General features: G+C 66.3%; 16 protein-coding genes. 9 read left to right on the forward strand and 7 right to left on the reverse strand.

Annotated elements, in window-relative coordinates; translation table 11 throughout:
• The first annotated feature begins 86 nt into the window (after positions 1 to 86).
• Genes hrcA through hemW form a run of 4 tightly spaced genes read left to right on the forward strand, consistent with a single transcriptional unit; the run spans position 87 to position 4,150 of the window.
• Positions 87 to 1,112, forward strand: a complete 1,026-nt coding sequence (hrcA, locus tag VFZ97_18690) for a heat-inducible transcriptional repressor HrcA (protein HEX6395469.1) — start codon at positions 87 to 89, stop codon at positions 1,110 to 1,112.
• A 13-nt stretch (positions 1,113 to 1,125) separates the two neighbouring features.
• On the forward strand, positions 1,126 to 2,277 hold the full coding sequence (gene dnaJ / locus VFZ97_18695; GenBank protein ID HEX6395470.1) for a molecular chaperone DnaJ: 1,152 nt from the start codon (positions 1,126 to 1,128) through the stop codon (positions 2,275 to 2,277).
• A gap of 11 nt (positions 2,278 to 2,288) precedes the next feature.
• Positions 2,289 to 3,023, forward strand: a complete 735-nt coding sequence (locus VFZ97_18700; protein HEX6395471.1) for an RsmE family RNA methyltransferase — start codon at positions 2,289 to 2,291, stop codon at positions 3,021 to 3,023.
• A 5-nt stretch (positions 3,024 to 3,028) separates the two neighbouring features.
• A complete protein-coding gene (gene hemW, locus VFZ97_18705; protein HEX6395472.1) occupies positions 3,029 to 4,150 on the forward strand; it encodes a radical SAM family heme chaperone HemW in 1,122 nt (373 codons plus the stop codon).
• A gap of 26 nt (positions 4,151 to 4,176) precedes the next feature.
• Here the strand turns inward: hemW and VFZ97_18710 are convergent, their stop codons facing one another.
• The 3 genes from VFZ97_18710 to VFZ97_18720 form a co-directional block, all read right to left on the reverse strand.
• Positions 4,177 to 4,698, reverse strand: a complete 522-nt coding sequence (locus VFZ97_18710; GenBank protein HEX6395473.1) for a hypothetical protein — start codon at positions 4,696 to 4,698, stop codon at positions 4,177 to 4,179.
• Between the two features lie 278 nt (positions 4,699 to 4,976).
• A complete protein-coding gene (locus VFZ97_18715) occupies positions 4,977 to 5,912 on the reverse strand; it encodes a hypothetical protein (protein HEX6395474.1) in 936 nt (311 codons plus the stop codon).
• A 59-nt stretch (positions 5,913 to 5,971) separates the two neighbouring features.
• Positions 5,972 to 7,039, reverse strand: coding sequence for a protein kinase (locus VFZ97_18720; GenBank protein ID HEX6395475.1), 1,068 nt, complete (start codon positions 7,037 to 7,039; stop codon positions 5,972 to 5,974).
• Between the two features lie 128 nt (positions 7,040 to 7,167).
• On the opposite strand from VFZ97_18720, the gene VFZ97_18725 reads away from it, so the two are divergent.
• On the forward strand, positions 7,168 to 8,187 hold the full coding sequence (locus VFZ97_18725) for an ATPase, T2SS/T4P/T4SS family (GenBank protein HEX6395476.1): 1,020 nt from the start codon (positions 7,168 to 7,170) through the stop codon (positions 8,185 to 8,187).
• 187 nt (positions 8,188 to 8,374) lie between these two features.
• On the opposite strand, the gene VFZ97_18730 is transcribed toward VFZ97_18725, so the two are convergent.
• The 3 genes from VFZ97_18730 to VFZ97_18740 are packed head-to-tail and all read right to left on the reverse strand — an operon-like array spanning position 8,375 to position 11,182.
• A complete protein-coding gene (locus tag VFZ97_18730) occupies positions 8,375 to 9,187 on the reverse strand; it encodes an ABC transporter permease (protein ID HEX6395477.1) in 813 nt (270 codons plus the stop codon).
• Positions 9,184 to 10,182, reverse strand: coding sequence for an ATP-binding cassette domain-containing protein (locus VFZ97_18735; protein HEX6395478.1), 999 nt, complete (start codon positions 10,180 to 10,182; stop codon positions 9,184 to 9,186). Before VFZ97_18735 ends, VFZ97_18730 begins: the two co-directional genes overlap by 4 nt.
• Positions 10,175 to 11,182 (reverse strand): RNA polymerase subunit sigma-70, encoded by a 1,008-nt coding sequence (locus VFZ97_18740; GenBank protein HEX6395479.1) that lies wholly within the window; start codon positions 11,180 to 11,182, stop codon positions 10,175 to 10,177. The genes VFZ97_18735 and VFZ97_18740 overlap by 8 nt, the downstream gene beginning before the upstream one ends.
• A 171-nt stretch (positions 11,183 to 11,353) precedes the next feature.
• Between VFZ97_18740 and VFZ97_18745 the strand changes: the two genes are divergently transcribed.
• Positions 11,354 to 11,662: a hypothetical protein gene (locus VFZ97_18745; protein ID HEX6395480.1), complete on the forward strand. Its 309-nt coding sequence runs from the start codon at positions 11,354 to 11,356 to the stop codon at positions 11,660 to 11,662.
• Between the two features lie 102 nt (positions 11,663 to 11,764).
• Positions 11,765 to 12,571, forward strand: a complete 807-nt coding sequence (locus VFZ97_18750) for an SDR family oxidoreductase (protein ID HEX6395481.1) — start codon at positions 11,765 to 11,767, stop codon at positions 12,569 to 12,571.
• Between the two features lie 13 nt (positions 12,572 to 12,584).
• On the opposite strand, the gene VFZ97_18755 is transcribed toward VFZ97_18750, so the two are convergent.
• On the reverse strand, positions 12,585 to 12,776 hold the full coding sequence (locus VFZ97_18755; protein ID HEX6395482.1) for a hypothetical protein: 192 nt from the start codon (positions 12,774 to 12,776) through the stop codon (positions 12,585 to 12,587).
• On the opposite strand from VFZ97_18755, the gene VFZ97_18760 reads away from it, so the two are divergent.
• On the forward strand, positions 12,697 to 13,071 hold the full coding sequence (locus VFZ97_18760) for a heme-binding protein (protein ID HEX6395483.1): 375 nt from the start codon (positions 12,697 to 12,699) through the stop codon (positions 13,069 to 13,071). The two genes, VFZ97_18755 and VFZ97_18760, sit on opposite strands and share 80 nt — an antisense overlap.
• A 285-nt stretch (positions 13,072 to 13,356) precedes the next feature.
• A partial coding sequence (locus VFZ97_18765; protein HEX6395484.1) for an FUSC family protein occupies positions 13,357 to 15,316 on the forward strand: 1,960 nt, incomplete at its 3' end.

Below are 15,316 nucleotides of genomic sequence, written 5' to 3' on the forward strand. Positions count from 1 at the left end.
ACTCCGTTCTACCCCACCCTCGAGAGATACCCGGAGGGGTCGTGCGTGCGGGAAACGGCTAGCACTCGGTATCTTTGAGTGCCAAAGTGCTTGATGATCGCAAGGCCGCCATCCTCCGCGCGGTGGTGGAGGAGTACATCCAGACCGCCCAACCGGTCGGGTCTGCGGCCGTGTCGCGCATCCCGGACCTTACGGTCTCCTCCGCGACGGTGCGGAACGAGATGGGCGTGCTGGAGCGAGAGGGCTACCTGACCCAGCCACACACGAGCGCAGGGCGGATACCGACTGACAAGGGCTACCGCTTCTTCGTCGATCACCTCGATCCGGCCGGACGGCTTGATCCGGGACAGACCCAGAAGGTGCGGACCTTTTTCGCAAAGGCTCATGGGGAGCTCGAGCGAATGCTGGGGGACACGAGCAAGCTTCTGTCCGGGTTGACCGACTACGCGGCGGTCGTCGTCAGAGAGGGCGAGCCCGCGCGGGTCCGCTCGATCCAGCTCGTCGGCCTGGCGCCCCGGGTGGTTCTGGCGGTAGTGGTGTTTGCGACCGGCGCGGTCGACAAGAGGACGATCGAGCTGTCGCCCGACGAACCCGAGCCGAGCGAGGGCCAGATATCCGCCGCTTCCGTGCACCTAGCGTCGCAGCTGACCGGCGAGGTTCTGGGCCGGCAGCACGCAATTCTCGGCACAGGTGACGCGGTGGTGGACCGGCTGGTTTCTGCCGCCGTGGAAGTGCTGCTTCGGGGAGAGGCAGTGGGCGACGTGCGCTCCCAGGTGTTCGTCGGCGGGGCGGCTCGGATGGCCGAGGCTTTCGACGCGGTTGCGACGATCCGGCAGGTGCTCGACATCCTCGAGCAGCAGTTCGTGCTCGTGACGCTCATCAGGGACGTGCTCGACCGCGGGCTCTCCGTCTCGATCGGTGCCGAGCACGGGGTCCAGCCGCTCGCGGAGTGCTCGATCGTCGTCGCTCCATACCAGGTGGAGGGCGAGCGCGCCGGGACCGTCGGGATCCTCGGGCCGACCAGGATGCACTACGACCACGCCCTTGCCGCGGTCGCGGTAGTGAGCCGGCGCCTGGGCCAGACCCTCAGCGAAGGCGCCGAGGGACGATAGGTTCGGTTGCTCCGTGGCTGATTTAGAAGACTTTTACGAGTTGCTTGGCGTACCTAGGAACGCAACCGAGGATCAGATCAAGCGCGCCTATTTGAAGCTCGCCAAGGAACTTCACCCAGACGCCAACCCCGACGATCGTCATGCAGAGGAGCGGTTCAAGGCGGTGAACCTGGCGTACGAGACGCTCCGCGATCCGGAGCGCCGGCGCCAGTACGACATGTTCGGACTCGCCGGCGTCGGCAGGTCAGGCGCCGGCGCCGGGGGACCTGGCGACCCGTTCGCCGGGTTCGGGGCGGGCGGCCTGGGAGACCTCTTCGACGCGTTCTTCGGCGGGGGCATGGCGGGAGGTATGGGGGCGAGGACCTCGCGTACCGGGCCTCTTCGCGGTGAGGACGCCGAGGTCAACATGACGCTGGAGTTCTCGGAGGCGGTGTTCGGCATCGAGAGGGAACTCACCATTCGGTTGCCGCAGACCTGCGCGACCTGCCAGGGAAGCGGCGCTCGACCGGGGACCACGCCGGTGACGTGCAGCAACTGCTCCGGGACCGGCGAGGTGCGCAGGGTCAGGCAGTCGATCCTCGGCCAGATGGTTACCGCCACGCCGTGCCCTCGTTGCGGCGGGACAGGTGAGGAGATCTCCTCGCCGTGTGCGGACTGTCGCGGTGAGGGGCGGCGGCGGGAGGAGCGTTCGTTTGTTGTCGAAGTGCCCGCCGGCGTAGACGAGGGGTCGACGTTGCGCCTGACCGGCCGCGGCGCCGGGGGAGTTCGGGGCGGTCCGCCCGGGGACCTCTACGTCCATCTACAGGTGCGGCCGCATCCGACGATCACCCGTCGAGGCTTCGACCTGCATTCCGTCATGCACGTCGCGATGTCGCAGGCGGTGCTCGGCACGAATGTCGAGTTCGAAACGCTCGACGGAACCGAGGAAATCGAAGTTCCGGCCGGTGCGCAGGGCGGCCGCGAGATCCGTCTGCGCGGGCGCGGCGTACCGCATTTGCAGGGTCGTGGGCGTGGAGACCTCATCTTGAGCTTGGTCGTCGACACACCAACCGAGCTGACCAAGGAGCAGGAGGAGCTCCTGCGGCAATTCGCGGACTCCCGCGGCGAAGCTGTCGCTCCACCGGAGGCTGGGCTGATGTTCAGGCTTCGGGGCGCTTTCAAGTAACGAGGTTCGTCGTGGCTGGTTTCGAACCGGTCGGCGCCGGCCCGTTCGGCGCGGCGCGCCGCGCGGCCGCGCACGTTCTCGTGGACGCGTTGGACGCGCCGGAGCTGTCCGAGGAGGACGAGCACCATTTGGCGGCTGTTCTTCGTTTGCGACCCGGCGAATCGGTGAGCGTGACCGACGGCAAGGGTGGATGGCGGTCATGCACCTGGTCGGGCAGTGGTGCGCTCGAGCCTGCGGGTTCGGTGGTTCAGGTCGCGCGGCCCACGCCGGCGGTATGTGTGGCGTTCGCGCCGGTGAAGGGTGACCGGAACGAGTGGGCGGTCCAGAAACTGAGCGAGCTCGGAGTGGACCGCATCGTCCTGCTGCGAACCGAGCGGAGCGTCGTGCGTTGGGACGAAAGGCGGGCGGCGTCGCACGTTTCCCGGCTCCGCCGAGTCGCGCGGCAAGCGCTCATGCAGAGCCGGGGGATGTGGTTGTCGTCGGTCGACGGCGTTGTGGATATAGGGGCAGTGGACGGTTCCGGGGGTTCGGCTCTTGCTGATCCGTCCGGTGTCGCGCTGCCGGCTCAGGTCACTTCGATACTGGTGGGTCCCGAGGGTGGATGGTCGTCCTCGGAGTTGGAGGCGTTCGGAGCTGGAGCGGTTTCGTTGGGCGCGGGCGTGTTGCGCACCGAGTCGGCGGCGGTGGCCGCGGGTGTCTTGCTGACGGCTGTCCGCGCCGGCGTGGTGGCGCCGGCGCGCGGATGAAAGGCATGTCCGAGTTCGGCGTGTACGTGCACGTGCCGTTCTGCGTACGGCGTTGCGATTACTGCGCGTTCGCGACCTGGACAGATCGCTTCCACCTGGCAACGGAATATGTCGACGCGTGCGCCACGCAGCTTCGATGGTTGCGCTCGGTAGGCGAGGTCCCGGTTGCGACTTCGGTCTTCTTCGGTGGCGGTACGCCGTCGCTTCTCGAGCCTTCGGCGTTGGGTTCTGTGTTGGCGGAGGTCGCGCTGGCTCCAGGCGCCGAGGTGACGGTTGAGTGCAATCCCGAGACCGTGGATGAGCCGAAGCTCCGTGGTTACCGTTCGGTCGGGGTCAACCGGATTTCGTTTGGTGCCCAGTCGATGGTTCCCCACGTGCTCGGCAGCCTCGGGCGGGTTCACTCGGTCGATTCGGTACTTAGAGCGCTTGACGCAGCCGCTTCGGCCGGTTTCGGCTCGAACTACAACGTCGACCTCATCTTCGGAGCCGCCGGAGAAAGCGTCGGAGACTGGGAATCGACGCTCAAAGCCATACTCGTCGTCGATCCCGCCCCTTCGCATGTGAGCGCGTACGCGCTGACCGTCGAGCCCGGGACGCCGCTTGCTCTCGATCGCCGCCGGCATCCCGACTCTGACGATCAGGCGGACAAGTACCTGCTCGCCGACTCGATGCTTCACGACGCTGGCTACTCGTGGTACGAGATCTCCAACTGGGCGAAACCGGGAGCCGAATGCCGGCACAACCAGCTGTACTGGGCGCAGGGCGAGTACGTCGGAATCGGTTGCGCCGCCCACTCGCACCGGGTGTACCCGATGTCAGGTACCGCCCGCCGTTGGTGGAACGTGCGCACCCCCGACCGCTACGTGTCGATGGTGCGGGCCGGCGAACAGGTCGAAGCCGCCGGCGAGACCCTGGATGCCGAGCGCCGGCGAAGTGAAGCATTGGAACTAGCGCTGCGAACCCGCTCGGGAGTTCCCGAAGGTGCATTGCCTGGGTGGCGAGAGGATCCTGACCTCGCCGGATTGGTCGAACCGGCCGAGGTCGGGACGGTGGGTGCGGGGCGGTTACGCCTTACTTTGCGCGGGCGCCTGCTGGCGAACGAAGTGTCATTGCGATTGATGCCCTGACTTCCGCCCGCCTTGTTCGCGCGTGGCTATTGCTTGCGAGGCCTGGTGAGAAGGAACCGCAGACCAGCGATCAACAGGGCGACGAAGAAACCGACCCCTGAGAGTGCAGCGAACACCGGGCTCACGTGAGAGCTCTGTTGCTTGGTCGCGAACGGCAACGTCTGGGGAGAGACGGGAAGGTGGCCCCCGATCGGCGGGATCGTCGTAAGCGTCGTCGGGGGTGCGACGGTTGTCGGTGGGTAGGTCTGACCGGTGTACGGAGCCAAGGTCCTGGCGGTCGGCCTGGTGGTCGGGGTGGTCTGAGCCGGCGAGCTTGTCGCCGGCGAGGTGCCCGGGGGCAACGTGGTCGGCGGGACCCGGAGCGTCGTGGTCGGACCGCACAGGACGCAGTGCGTCGTCGGCGGCGCTGTCGTCGGGGCCGGGCTCTTCGTCGTGGGGGGGTCTGCGCCGGCGCCACGTGCCGACCCGGTCAGTACGGAAACCACCAGCGCCACCGATGCCGCGGCTAGCGCCACCCGGATGATGAGGACCGCGCCGCGCCGGAGCATTCCAACAGTGTCGCGTCCCGAGTGTCGCCGGCGCACGGCATGGGTGGCCCACGGGTGGGAATGCACGGGGTGGGGCATGGGTGGGATTGCACGGGTGGGAGTGCACGGGTGGGAATGCACGGGTGGAAATGCACGGGTGGAAATGCACGGCTGCCTCGTAGCAGGAACGTAACTCGCTTTTTTCGGAGGCTGCCTCCGTTGTTACGAAACTGCTCGCCGGAGGGCCGTTGCGTCACGAACTCGTTGAATCGCCAAATTCGATTGTTACGAAACGTACGTCAGCGTGGGCTCGGCAGAGATATCAGGTCGCCTGCGAACAACAGACTCGGATTCTTCGGATCGGGGAGTCGCAAACGGTTGGCTTCGATCACCTGCAACCAATAGCGAGCGGTCTCGCTGTCGGAAGGCTGGCGGCCAAGCCGTTCGGCCATAGCGGACTGGGCGATCGACCAGAGGTTGTCACCGGGACGCACCTTCCACGCTTCAAGCGGCCTTATGGTCGTCGACGGCACTTGGGCCGAGGATGGCGACGCCACTGGGCTGGGTTGCGTCGCTGGACCGGGTGCCGGCGAAAGAGCCGGCGCCGGCCCTACTACCGCCGGTTCCACTGCCGGCGCTGGCCCTCCTATCGCCGGCGCTCGCCCTACCACCGCCGGTTCCACCGCCGGCGCCACTTCCGCTGGGAGCGTTCCCGCGGTCCCCGCGTCCACGGGCGATACTCCCGGCGGCGGCGCGATTCCACCTCCGGTTGCCCTCCGGCGGGAACGGTGTTCACCTTTCGCGTGCGGGCTCAACGGAACGAGTCGGGGAGGCGTGAGCTGATCTGAAGCTGGCGGCTGCGTGGGTGGCTCGACCGTCGTCGCTGTGCTCCCGGTCGCAGGCGGGGCATTCGTATCCGCTATCGACGGGGTGGAGCCGACGATGAGAGCGGCTCCCACGATCGAGGTGCTTGCCAAACCTCGTGCCAGCCAGCCGAATCCCGGTAACCGTCCCGACAGCTTCGCCATCCGTCTCGATCCGCCCGTGATAGAGCACACCCCGACACACAGGAGAGCGAGCCCGGTCCAGTACACCGACACACCAAGGAGCGCTACGCGCAGCAGCCCGAACAAGCCGACGATCGGTCCAGATGCAGCCCACCAGCCCGGCAAATTTGTCGGATGCATCACCGGTACTCGCGTGAGCTGTCCTCGCCCCACGAGCAAAAGCGTCACCGTTGCGGAGAATCCTCCGACAAGGTGAAGCAAAGATCCGGCAATCGGGGTTCGGCGCACTATTGACTCGGATTCACCATCTTCGGTGTCTGTCGCCGGCGCTCGACGAGCAACTCGTCGCAACGAGAGGCAGCACGCGTACCTCGAACGACGCGCAAGCCAACTGCTTGTGGAACACGAGCGACGAGGCGCGCGCTTATGCCCGTGGCATCGGTCGGCCAACCGTCGAAGACCCAGACGTTGCCGCCGCGGAGGTCCAACAGCGCGGGTGCACCAGGACCGCCACAATGCCAATGGCCGATTACCTCGAGCCCTGAAGTTCCGATCAGTGTGAATTTTCCCGATGGCGAGGACAGCACCGATCCCGAAGCCACCGCATGCGCATGGTCGCCGCCAGCCCTCGACTCGGACAGCAGTAATAGGAAGCCGACGGCGCACCCGGTCACCAGTACGAGTGCTGGGAGCCGGCGGCGACGTGGCACGCGCTCCCGATTCGGGCGTGGCTCGTGACGACTCTGATGACCAACCGTCCCACCATCTGCCGCATCCACTCCCGGCAGGCGAGCCGACGGGACGGCCTCGATCAGCCTTCGGGCCAGGCGACGTGCCGTCCGCGCCCTGCCCATTTGGCGACCCCCGGAAAACGACCACAGCAACCGGCCCACCGATCTCGGCGGCGGGCCTTCGGCGAACTGCTGAAGCAAGGCCGCAAGGGAAGCAACATCGTCCGCTCCAACGGCTCGTGACTCGGGAAGATCACAGCGAACGGCCCTCCCGAATCCACAGAGAACGGGCCTCCCACTTTCGTCGAGGAGTATGTGATCGGCCGAGATTGAGCCGTGGACAATCCCGATCTCGTGGAGATCCGCAAGAGTCGTCGCCAAAGCCGCGCCGAGGCCCGCGACCTCCGACCAGTCCATGCTGCGGCCGATTGTCGCCAGCGACCCGCCCCCAACTGGTGCGAGTACCAGTTCCGACGGCGGGTCGCCGCCGGCCGTGGCGATCAGACGGACGACTCCCGGGTGGGCGGCCAGAGACAACATCGACGCCTCGGTGCCGAGCCTCTGTCGCTCTGCGTCGTCTCCTGCGACCTTGCGCACGACCCCAGCTTCGACGCTGACCCTCATAGGCAGCTAAACTACATAGAAACTATTTAAGAAGCAAGAGACATACTAGGTACGAAAAAGAACCCATTGATGACATCCGTGTAGTTCGGATACGGTCCCGAGCACCAAGCGGGACAAGGGGAACGGCGGTGACGGCGGCAGGCACTATCTCCAACCGAGTCGACTGGGCCTCTCCGCTGCGGGAAGTCGAGCTCGCCGCTCAGCAGAAGGCGAAGTCGGAGGCGCTCGACATGGCATCGCGGGGCGCTTTCGACCGGTTGAGGGCGATAGTCGCTGAAGAGGTGGGCGTTTGGCGGACCGAATACCGGCGGGGACGCCGGCCTGTCGACATAGCTGACCCCGATGCAGCCATCGAGAGGGCGATGCGGAACCTCGCGGGATACGGCCCTCTCGAACCTCTGCTGGCAGACCCCGACGTCTGGGAAATCATGATCAACGGACCGGGCTCGATCTTCACCAAGCGCCACTCCGGAGCCGGCGGGTACCACAACGAGGTCTTTCACGACGACGCGCACGTGGTACGCGTGCTCACCAAAGTTCTCGACGACTCGAGTCGTTCTCACCGGAAGCTCGATCCTGCGGAAGGTCTCCAAGACGCTCAACTAGACGGCGGAGCCAGAATCCATATCGTCCACTCGGACATCGGCCGGGACGGGCACCTGCTCGTCAACATCCGCAAGTTCTCAGGTCTCGCGCATAGAGACGTGCGCGAGCTCATCGATCGAGGAATGCTCGACCAGGGGACGGCCCGATTCCTTCACGCGTGCGTGCGCAGTGGCCTGTCGATTCTCATCGCGGGCGCCCCCGGATCCGGCAAGACGACTCTCCTCTCGTGCCTCGCCGCGGAGCTCGACCCCCGGTTGCGGGTCGTCGTCGCGGAAGAAGTTTTCGAGACGGACGTGCCGCTTCCGAACGTCGCGCACATGCAGACGCGCCCAGCTCGCACCGACCGGTCGGAGGTGGACCTTCGCCGGCTCGTCTCGGGCTTCCTGCGGATGGCTCCGGACGTCGCGATCGTCGGGGAGGTCAGAGATCGCGAGTCCCGACCTCTGCCGCTGTCTCTGACAGTTGCGAGTGCGTTTGCCCAGGTCAACGAGCCCCGCACGTGGTCGGTCGGTTCTGCTCCTGTTATCAAGGCAGCTTGCTGAGCAGTGCAAAAGACGCGAATCGGATGGCCAAGTGGGATCGACGGCGGCGGTTGGGGCTCCAATGTCGGTTGCTGTCCGGAATCGCATTCGCTGGGAGGCGCAGTTCGGCTCGTTGGCTTGTCGCAAAGGAAGACCGGGAGCTTGGAACGGGGTGTCCGCACGAACGCGTCCTCTAACGAGCTGACACTCAGGTGGCGCGCTGGTAGCGGAGGACTGCCAGTGGGGCGAACACAGCAACGATTCCGAGGCACCAGAGGACGGCGGTGACGGCATGCGAGGCGGTTGGTCCGCCGAGAAGTAGGGGGCGGATGGTGTCGACCGTCGCGGTGAGGGGTTGGTGGTCGGCGTAAGCCCGGAGCGGGCCGGGCATGGTGCGCGTCAGCAAGAATGCGCTGGAGGGGAAGCCGAGCAGGACGGTGAGGGGGAGCGCGGCGGCGCCTGCGGCTTCGGCGCTTTTGGCGGTGAGCCCGAGTAGTGCGGTGACCCAGGAGATGGCGAACCCGAAGAGCAGAAGCACGCCGACTGCCGCTGCGAGGGCGGCGAGATTGGTGTTGAGTCGGAAGCCGACGAGGTATCCGACGCCGAGCATCAATACGATCACAAAGAGGTTCCGCATCGCGTCGGCGAGGACGCGCCCGGCCAGAACCGCAGAACGGGCCATGACGAGCGTTCGGAATCGTTCTAGGAGCCCACTGTGGAGGTCTTCGGCTATACCAATCGCGGTGTTCTGAGCGCCGAACATGACGGTCTGGACGAAGATCCCGGCCATGAGGTAGTTCGTGTAGCTGACGCCCGGGATTTGGATTGAGCCGCCGAACACGTAGCGGAACATGAGCACGAACAGCACGGGCTGGATGGTCGCGAACCCGAGCAACTGCGGTCGGCGAATGATTCCGATGACGTTGCGCTTGGCGACCGCCATCGAGTCAGCGGCCGCCCAGACCAGTCTCGAACGGCTGGGCGCCTGCCCCGAGGTTGGTGTTGCGACAACGGTCGTCATGCGGCGCCTCCGTTGGTGGTTGCGGCAGCGGTCGGGAGCCCGGGTAGCTCTGCTTGGGACGCTGTGCGATGACCGGTTAGTTGTAGGAAGACGTCGTCAAGGGTCGGTTGGCGAATGGCCAGAGCCAGCGGGATGATGGCGTCAGCGTCCAGGGCGCGGATGACCTCTTGGACCGCTGGCCCGTTGTCGGGGACTTTCACCGCCAGGGTTCGGTCGCCATCGCGCACCTCGGTGGGAGCGATCAGTCCGATTCTGGTCGCGGCCCGCCGGGCGAACGCGGCGTCGGTGAGGTGGATCTCGACGACAGTTGAGCCCAAGTCGGCCTTGAGCTGGGCGCCAGTTCCTTGGGCGAGGATCCGTCCGCCGTCCATGACCACGACGCTGTCGGAGACCCGGTCCGCTTCTTCCAGGTACTGGGTGGTCAACAGTACGGTCGTTCCGTCGGCGACCAGCTCTGCGATCAGGGCCCACAGGTCACTGCGGGCGTTGGGATCTAGGCCGGTGGTCGGCTCGTCGAGGAAGAGCACTGCCGGTCGGTGCACGAGAGCCGCGGCCAGGTCGAGGCGGCGGCGCATGCCACCGGAGTAGGTCCGGACCGGCCGATCGGCGGCGCCTTCGAGCCCGAACCGGTAGGTCAACTCCTCCGCCCGGGCCACGATGACGGACCTGGGTTGATGCGTGAGCCGGCCGATTAGCCGTAGGTTCTCGTCGCCGGTCAGGTTCTCGTCGACCGCGGCGAACTGGCCGGCCAGCCCGATCATGGCTCGCACGTCGTGGGCGTGACCTACGACATCGCGGCCGAGAATCCGGGCGTGTCCGGCGTCGGGTTCGAGGACGGTGGTCAGGATCCGCACGGCGGTGGTCTTGCCGGCTCCGTTCGGACCGAGCAGGCCTAGCACGCTGCCCGCCTCCACGGCGAGGTCGATACCGTCGAGCGCCACGACGGACCCGAATTGCTTGACCAAGCCCTCGGCCCAGATAGCTGGTTCAGCCATGGTCGGGCAGGGTCCGGGGTAGCCCGAACTGGGACAGCACGCTGTTGTCGAATCGGGTCATCGCCCGGATCCGGCTGCCGGAGAGGGTTAGAACCAGCATGCCGTTGGCATGCGCCACCCCGGTGATCGGGTCCGACACGTACACGCCGAAGGCCGGCTGTCGGTTGGCCCGGGTTGTTACGAGCCGGTAGGTTCGACCGTCGCGGAAGACGACCGACCGGAGGAAGGGCCCCGCGATATCGAGTCCTTCGTAGGACCCAGGAGCGAGTGGAGTCGTAAAGACGATGTCGTCGGTGAGCATTGAGACCACCGCGTCGACGTCGCCGGTTTGGTAGGCGCGGACGAGTCGATCGACGATCTCTCGCTCGACTGGCGAGTTTGGCGCGGGTGGCGGGTCGGCGGCCGCGGGTAAACGGCGCTGCAGGTTGACCCGGGCGTGTTTGAGGGCGCTGGCGACGGAGTCCTCGGAGGAGTCGAGCATCTCGGCTACCTCCTTGGACCGGAAGCCGAGGACATCGCGTAGGACCAGCACGGCCCGTTGCCGTGGGGCCAGGAGCTGCAGCGCGCTCACGAAAGCGAGGGAGATCGCCTCCCTGGCTTCGTATTGTGCATCCGGTCCCGGTGTCGGGTCTCCCAGATCCTCGAGCAGAACATCCGGATACGGCTGGAGCCAGATGACCTCTCCGGCCGAGTTGGGTTGCAGCACGCCGGCTGGCGGCCCGAACGCTGTGGCCGGTCGGCGCCGCGCCGCCCGGAGCCCGTCGAGGCAGCGGTTGGTGGCGATGCGGAACAGCCAAGTACGCACGGACGATCGCCCCTCAAAACCGCTGATGCTGTGCCACGCTGCCATGAAGGTGTCCTGGACTGCCTCCTCGGCGTCCTGGGCAGAGCCCAGGATGCGATAACAGTGCACCTGCAACTCGCGGCGGTGCCGGTCGACAAGGTCGTGGAAGGCCGTCTCGTCGCCGCCCTGCGCTCGGTCGACCAGCTCGCTGTTCACCGTAACTTCCTCCCGACACTCATCTCTCCCGACCTGGCAATCCGGACGTCGATATAGACGCACCGGCCGCGAGAAATCGGGCGCACCAAGGGTGCCCGATTTCCGGTGCTGTCTGCGTCTACCTGAATCGAGGCCCCTCAGGGGCCCATCGATCAGCAGAGAGGGAGACCGATGCCGAAGTTCTTGTTCGTGATCCGCAGACCCCAGGGCTACATCCCGGGGGAGGCCGGCACCATCGAGGCGCTCAACGCCTGGTTCGAGGGCATGGGCGAAAACCGGGTCGACCCTGGGCACGGCGTCGTCGAGACTCGCACCCTCGGGAGCACGGAGGAGACAACCCTCGGCGGGTACTTCGTCGTCGCCGCCGACGACCTTCAGGCGGCCGAGCTGGTGGCCAAGGACTGCCCGTTCCTCGGGCTGGGCGGCGGGATCGAGGTCGGCCTCATCGGAGAGCGCCCGCCGGCGACCACCCGAACATGAGGCCGCGGCCACTTGGCTGGAATGCCCTCGTCGGGCTCGCCCAGTTCTTGAACGACCCGGTGTCTATATCGATGATGCAGAAGCTCACTACTAGGGGAAGCCATGTCTGATTCACATATCCTGCAAGGCAAGCGCGCCGTCGTGTTCGGAGCTGGTGGCTCCATCGGGGCGGCGGTTGCCAAAGCGTTCGCGGTCGAAGGCGCCGAAGTCTTCTTGTCGGGCCGCAGTGCCGAGAGCCTCACGGTCGTCGAGAAAGCGATCGCGGATAAGGGTGGGATTGCCCACAGCGATGTCGTCGACGCCCTCGACGAGGCGGCCGTGACAACCTACCTGGAAGCCGTCGCCGGGCAGGCTGGCGGTATCGACGTCTCGATCAACGCCACAGGACCGCGGATAAGCGCTTACGGGAACGGCAAGCCGGCGGTTCAGCTCCCGGTCGACGAGTTCATGAGCGCCCTCAACACGGTGTTGAAGTCCCAGTTCATCACCGCACACCGGGTCGCCGATCACATGCTCGGCCAAGGCTCCGGGGTGATCATCCTCCTGACCGGCAGCCCGGCCAAACCACACACCCCAGGAACGTCCGGGATCGGCGCCGCCTTTGCTGCGGTTGAGAACCTGACCCGCACGATGGCCATGGAGCTGGGCAACGCCGGAGTGAGGGTCGTGTGCCTACGCACCGCGGCCAACCCCGACACCCGCACCATCCGCGACACGTGTGACCTGTTGGCCGCGATGAGGGGCATCACCGCGGACCAGGCCGTGGCCAACTTGGCCGAATCCACCCTGCTCAAAAGGTCGCCGCACACCGATGACACGGCCAAAGCAGCAGTACTGCTCGCTTCAGACCTGGCGCGGATGATGACCGGCACGGTCCACAACGCCACCGCCGGGGTCTGCCCGGACTGATCGCCGGGAGCCATCACGTATACCGCCAGGACAGGGCGGAGGTCATGAAAGGGAGTGTTCCGATGAGCTCACCAAGTGGAGGTCCGGTGATGAGGCCGACGTTGTCTTTAGCGCAGGCGAGGTCGATGATCGACGCCTCATTGGCCAAAGCCGCCGATACGTCGGTGCCGGTGTCGGTGATGGTGGTCGACGAATCAGGTGTCATGAAAGCCTTCGTTCGAATGGACGGCGCGGTTCTGGTGAGCGTCGAGACGGCGCGCAACAAAGCCTTCGCCGCCGCCGCTATTGGCATGCCCCCCGACGATTTCTACTCAGCGATCAGCTCCGACGGGGCCGCGGTGGCCTCGTTTGGAACCCGACAGGGACTGGCTTTGATCGCCGGTGGGTTACCGGTGCTCGTCGACGGTCAGGTGGCCGGAGCTATCGGGGTGGCCGGAGCCATGACCGGAGCAGAAGACCGGGCCATCGCGGAGGCCGCCGTCAGCCGTGTCAGTCCCTAACGTCGCTGAGGCCCCCGCCGCCCGGGAACGCGTCGCGAGCAGATGCGGTAGCCGGTGAAAATCGACAAGCGGCCCGGCGTTAGGTCATCGAGGCCCGGTGGTCGTCGCGGGTCGTGGGTTAGTTGGCCGTGAGGTGATTGTCCCGTTCGGTCCGAAGCTTGGCTGGCGGCGGTGACCGCGATCGCGGTGAGTCCAGACGATCGATGGGCCTTGGCCCGCCGGGCTGGACTCCTGCCCCGACGTGACACCAGCAGAGGGATGTCTCGTCGCGCCTTTGGTCGCGCCATGCGCACCGGAACTGTCACGGTCGCGGGATTCGCCATCGGACGGTGGGGAATGCACAGCGTGAGCACCGCGGTGTTTGCCACATTCACAGCGCTGGCCATAACCGGTATCGCCGATTTCGGCGGGAGCCTGCTGGGCCGATCGATCGCCACGACGGTTTCCACCGCGTTTGGTGTGGGTTTGGCAGCACTCGGAACTTGGGTGTCGATGCATAGCGTATGGATCCAATGCTTGCTCATCTTCGGGGTTGGAGCCGTCGTGTCCTTGGGCCGGCTTCTCGGCGGTTACGCCGCCGCAGGAGCGAACGCCGTCATCCTGTTCTATCTGGTCGCGGCCGGCTCGCCCGCCAAGATCGGCACCGTCCCCGACCGGGTGGAGGGGGTGGCAGTTGGGGGAGCGCTCGCCCTGGTCGCGGGCCTGGTCCTTTGGCCCGCGCCGGCTCAAACTGAAGCTCTGCGTCAGCTCGGTGGGGCGCTCAAGGACCTCGCAGAACGCTTGGGGGCGCTCGCCGGCCAGGTCCGCTCGGGTGGCCTCGCCGATGGATCGAGAGAACCGGGGGATCACTCGCTCGGAGTCCGTGCCGTCATTGACGATTTGTCGGATCGGCCTGCAGAACCCACTCGCTCGGCTAGGGGTGAGCTATACCTGTTGAACGACCTCGAACGGCTCGGGGGTCTCGTGAATGCGTTCGAATCCGCGCCTTACAGTGACCACGACAGGTCCGTCGTCTCGCTCTGCGCGGAGGAGTTGCGAGCGGTGAGCGCAGCTCTGATCGCACGCAGCGGGCACGATCTCAAGGCTCCAAACCCCCCCGTGGCTCTCTCTGGACTCCCCCAATTCGGCGTGGTGGCCCGCTTGTGGGCGGTCACCGAAGCGACCTCGAGCCATGCTGCCGCTGCGCTCGGCTCGCGTCGCGCTGGCAAGATCATCGACGCCTTCACCGCCCAAGCGTCGAGCCTTTCGGGCTGGGACGATGTCACCCACGGCATCCGGCGATTTGTTGCGAATCTCAGCCCGCGTTCGGTGTATCTACAGGACGCGCTGCGTGTCGGCGTCGGCCTAGCGGTGGCGACGGCTGCCGTCAAGGCGTTCAGCCTGCAGCGGGGCTTCTGGGTCGCGTTCGCCACCCTGACCGTGGTTAAGTCCAACGTGCGTGCAACCGAGCGCAGCGTCGGTCAAGCCGTTAGCGGGACGACGGCCGGCTTCGCGCTCGCGACGGCGATCATTGCGCTATTTGCCACCAACACCAACGCATATCTGGTGCTGCTACCGGTCGTCATCGCGACCGCGATATATGCGAACGTGGCGATCAGCTTTCTCGCCGGCCAAGCCGGCTTCACCGTGGCGATCATCGTGCTGTTCAATCTGCTCGGCCCCGCCGGCTGGCGAATCGGGATCGTGCGAATCGAGGACGTCGTCGCCGGCGGGCTCGTGGGACTGGCGGTGGGCTCGTTGATATGGCCACGCGGGGCGTCGGCGACCGTCGCACCTGCGGTCGCCGATCTGCTCGACGACGCCAGCACGTATCTCGCAGAGACGGTCCACCACCTCGCAGACCCTCGCTCCTCGCAGACTTCCGTGGTTGGGGCACCGGACAATCGGGCGACGGAGTCCCGTCGGAATCGAGCAATGTCTACCGCGGTGCGGGCGGAGAACAGCTTCGCTCAGTTCCTGGCGGAGGATCCGACGCCTGACGACGCCACCCGTTGGTCGACGGCTCTCGCGACCGCCAATCGTCTCTGGTACGCGGCCGACCTGATCCACGCTGCACGCCCGGCCCGCAGCGCAGACCTCGATGACGTGGTCGACCGGCTGGAGGAGCGCTACCGCAGCGCCGCGCACGCCATCCGAAACCGGCGACCGGTACCTTCCACGGCTCGGACTCCGAGGTCGGCGACCGACATACCCGACGACGGTCTTGTCGAGTGGCTCGAAGAGCTGACGGACGCGCCGCTGGGCC

Source organism: Acidimicrobiales bacterium (genome assembly GCA_036378675.1).
Taxonomy (GTDB): domain Bacteria; phylum Actinomycetota; class Acidimicrobiia; order Acidimicrobiales; family Palsa-688; genus DASUWA01.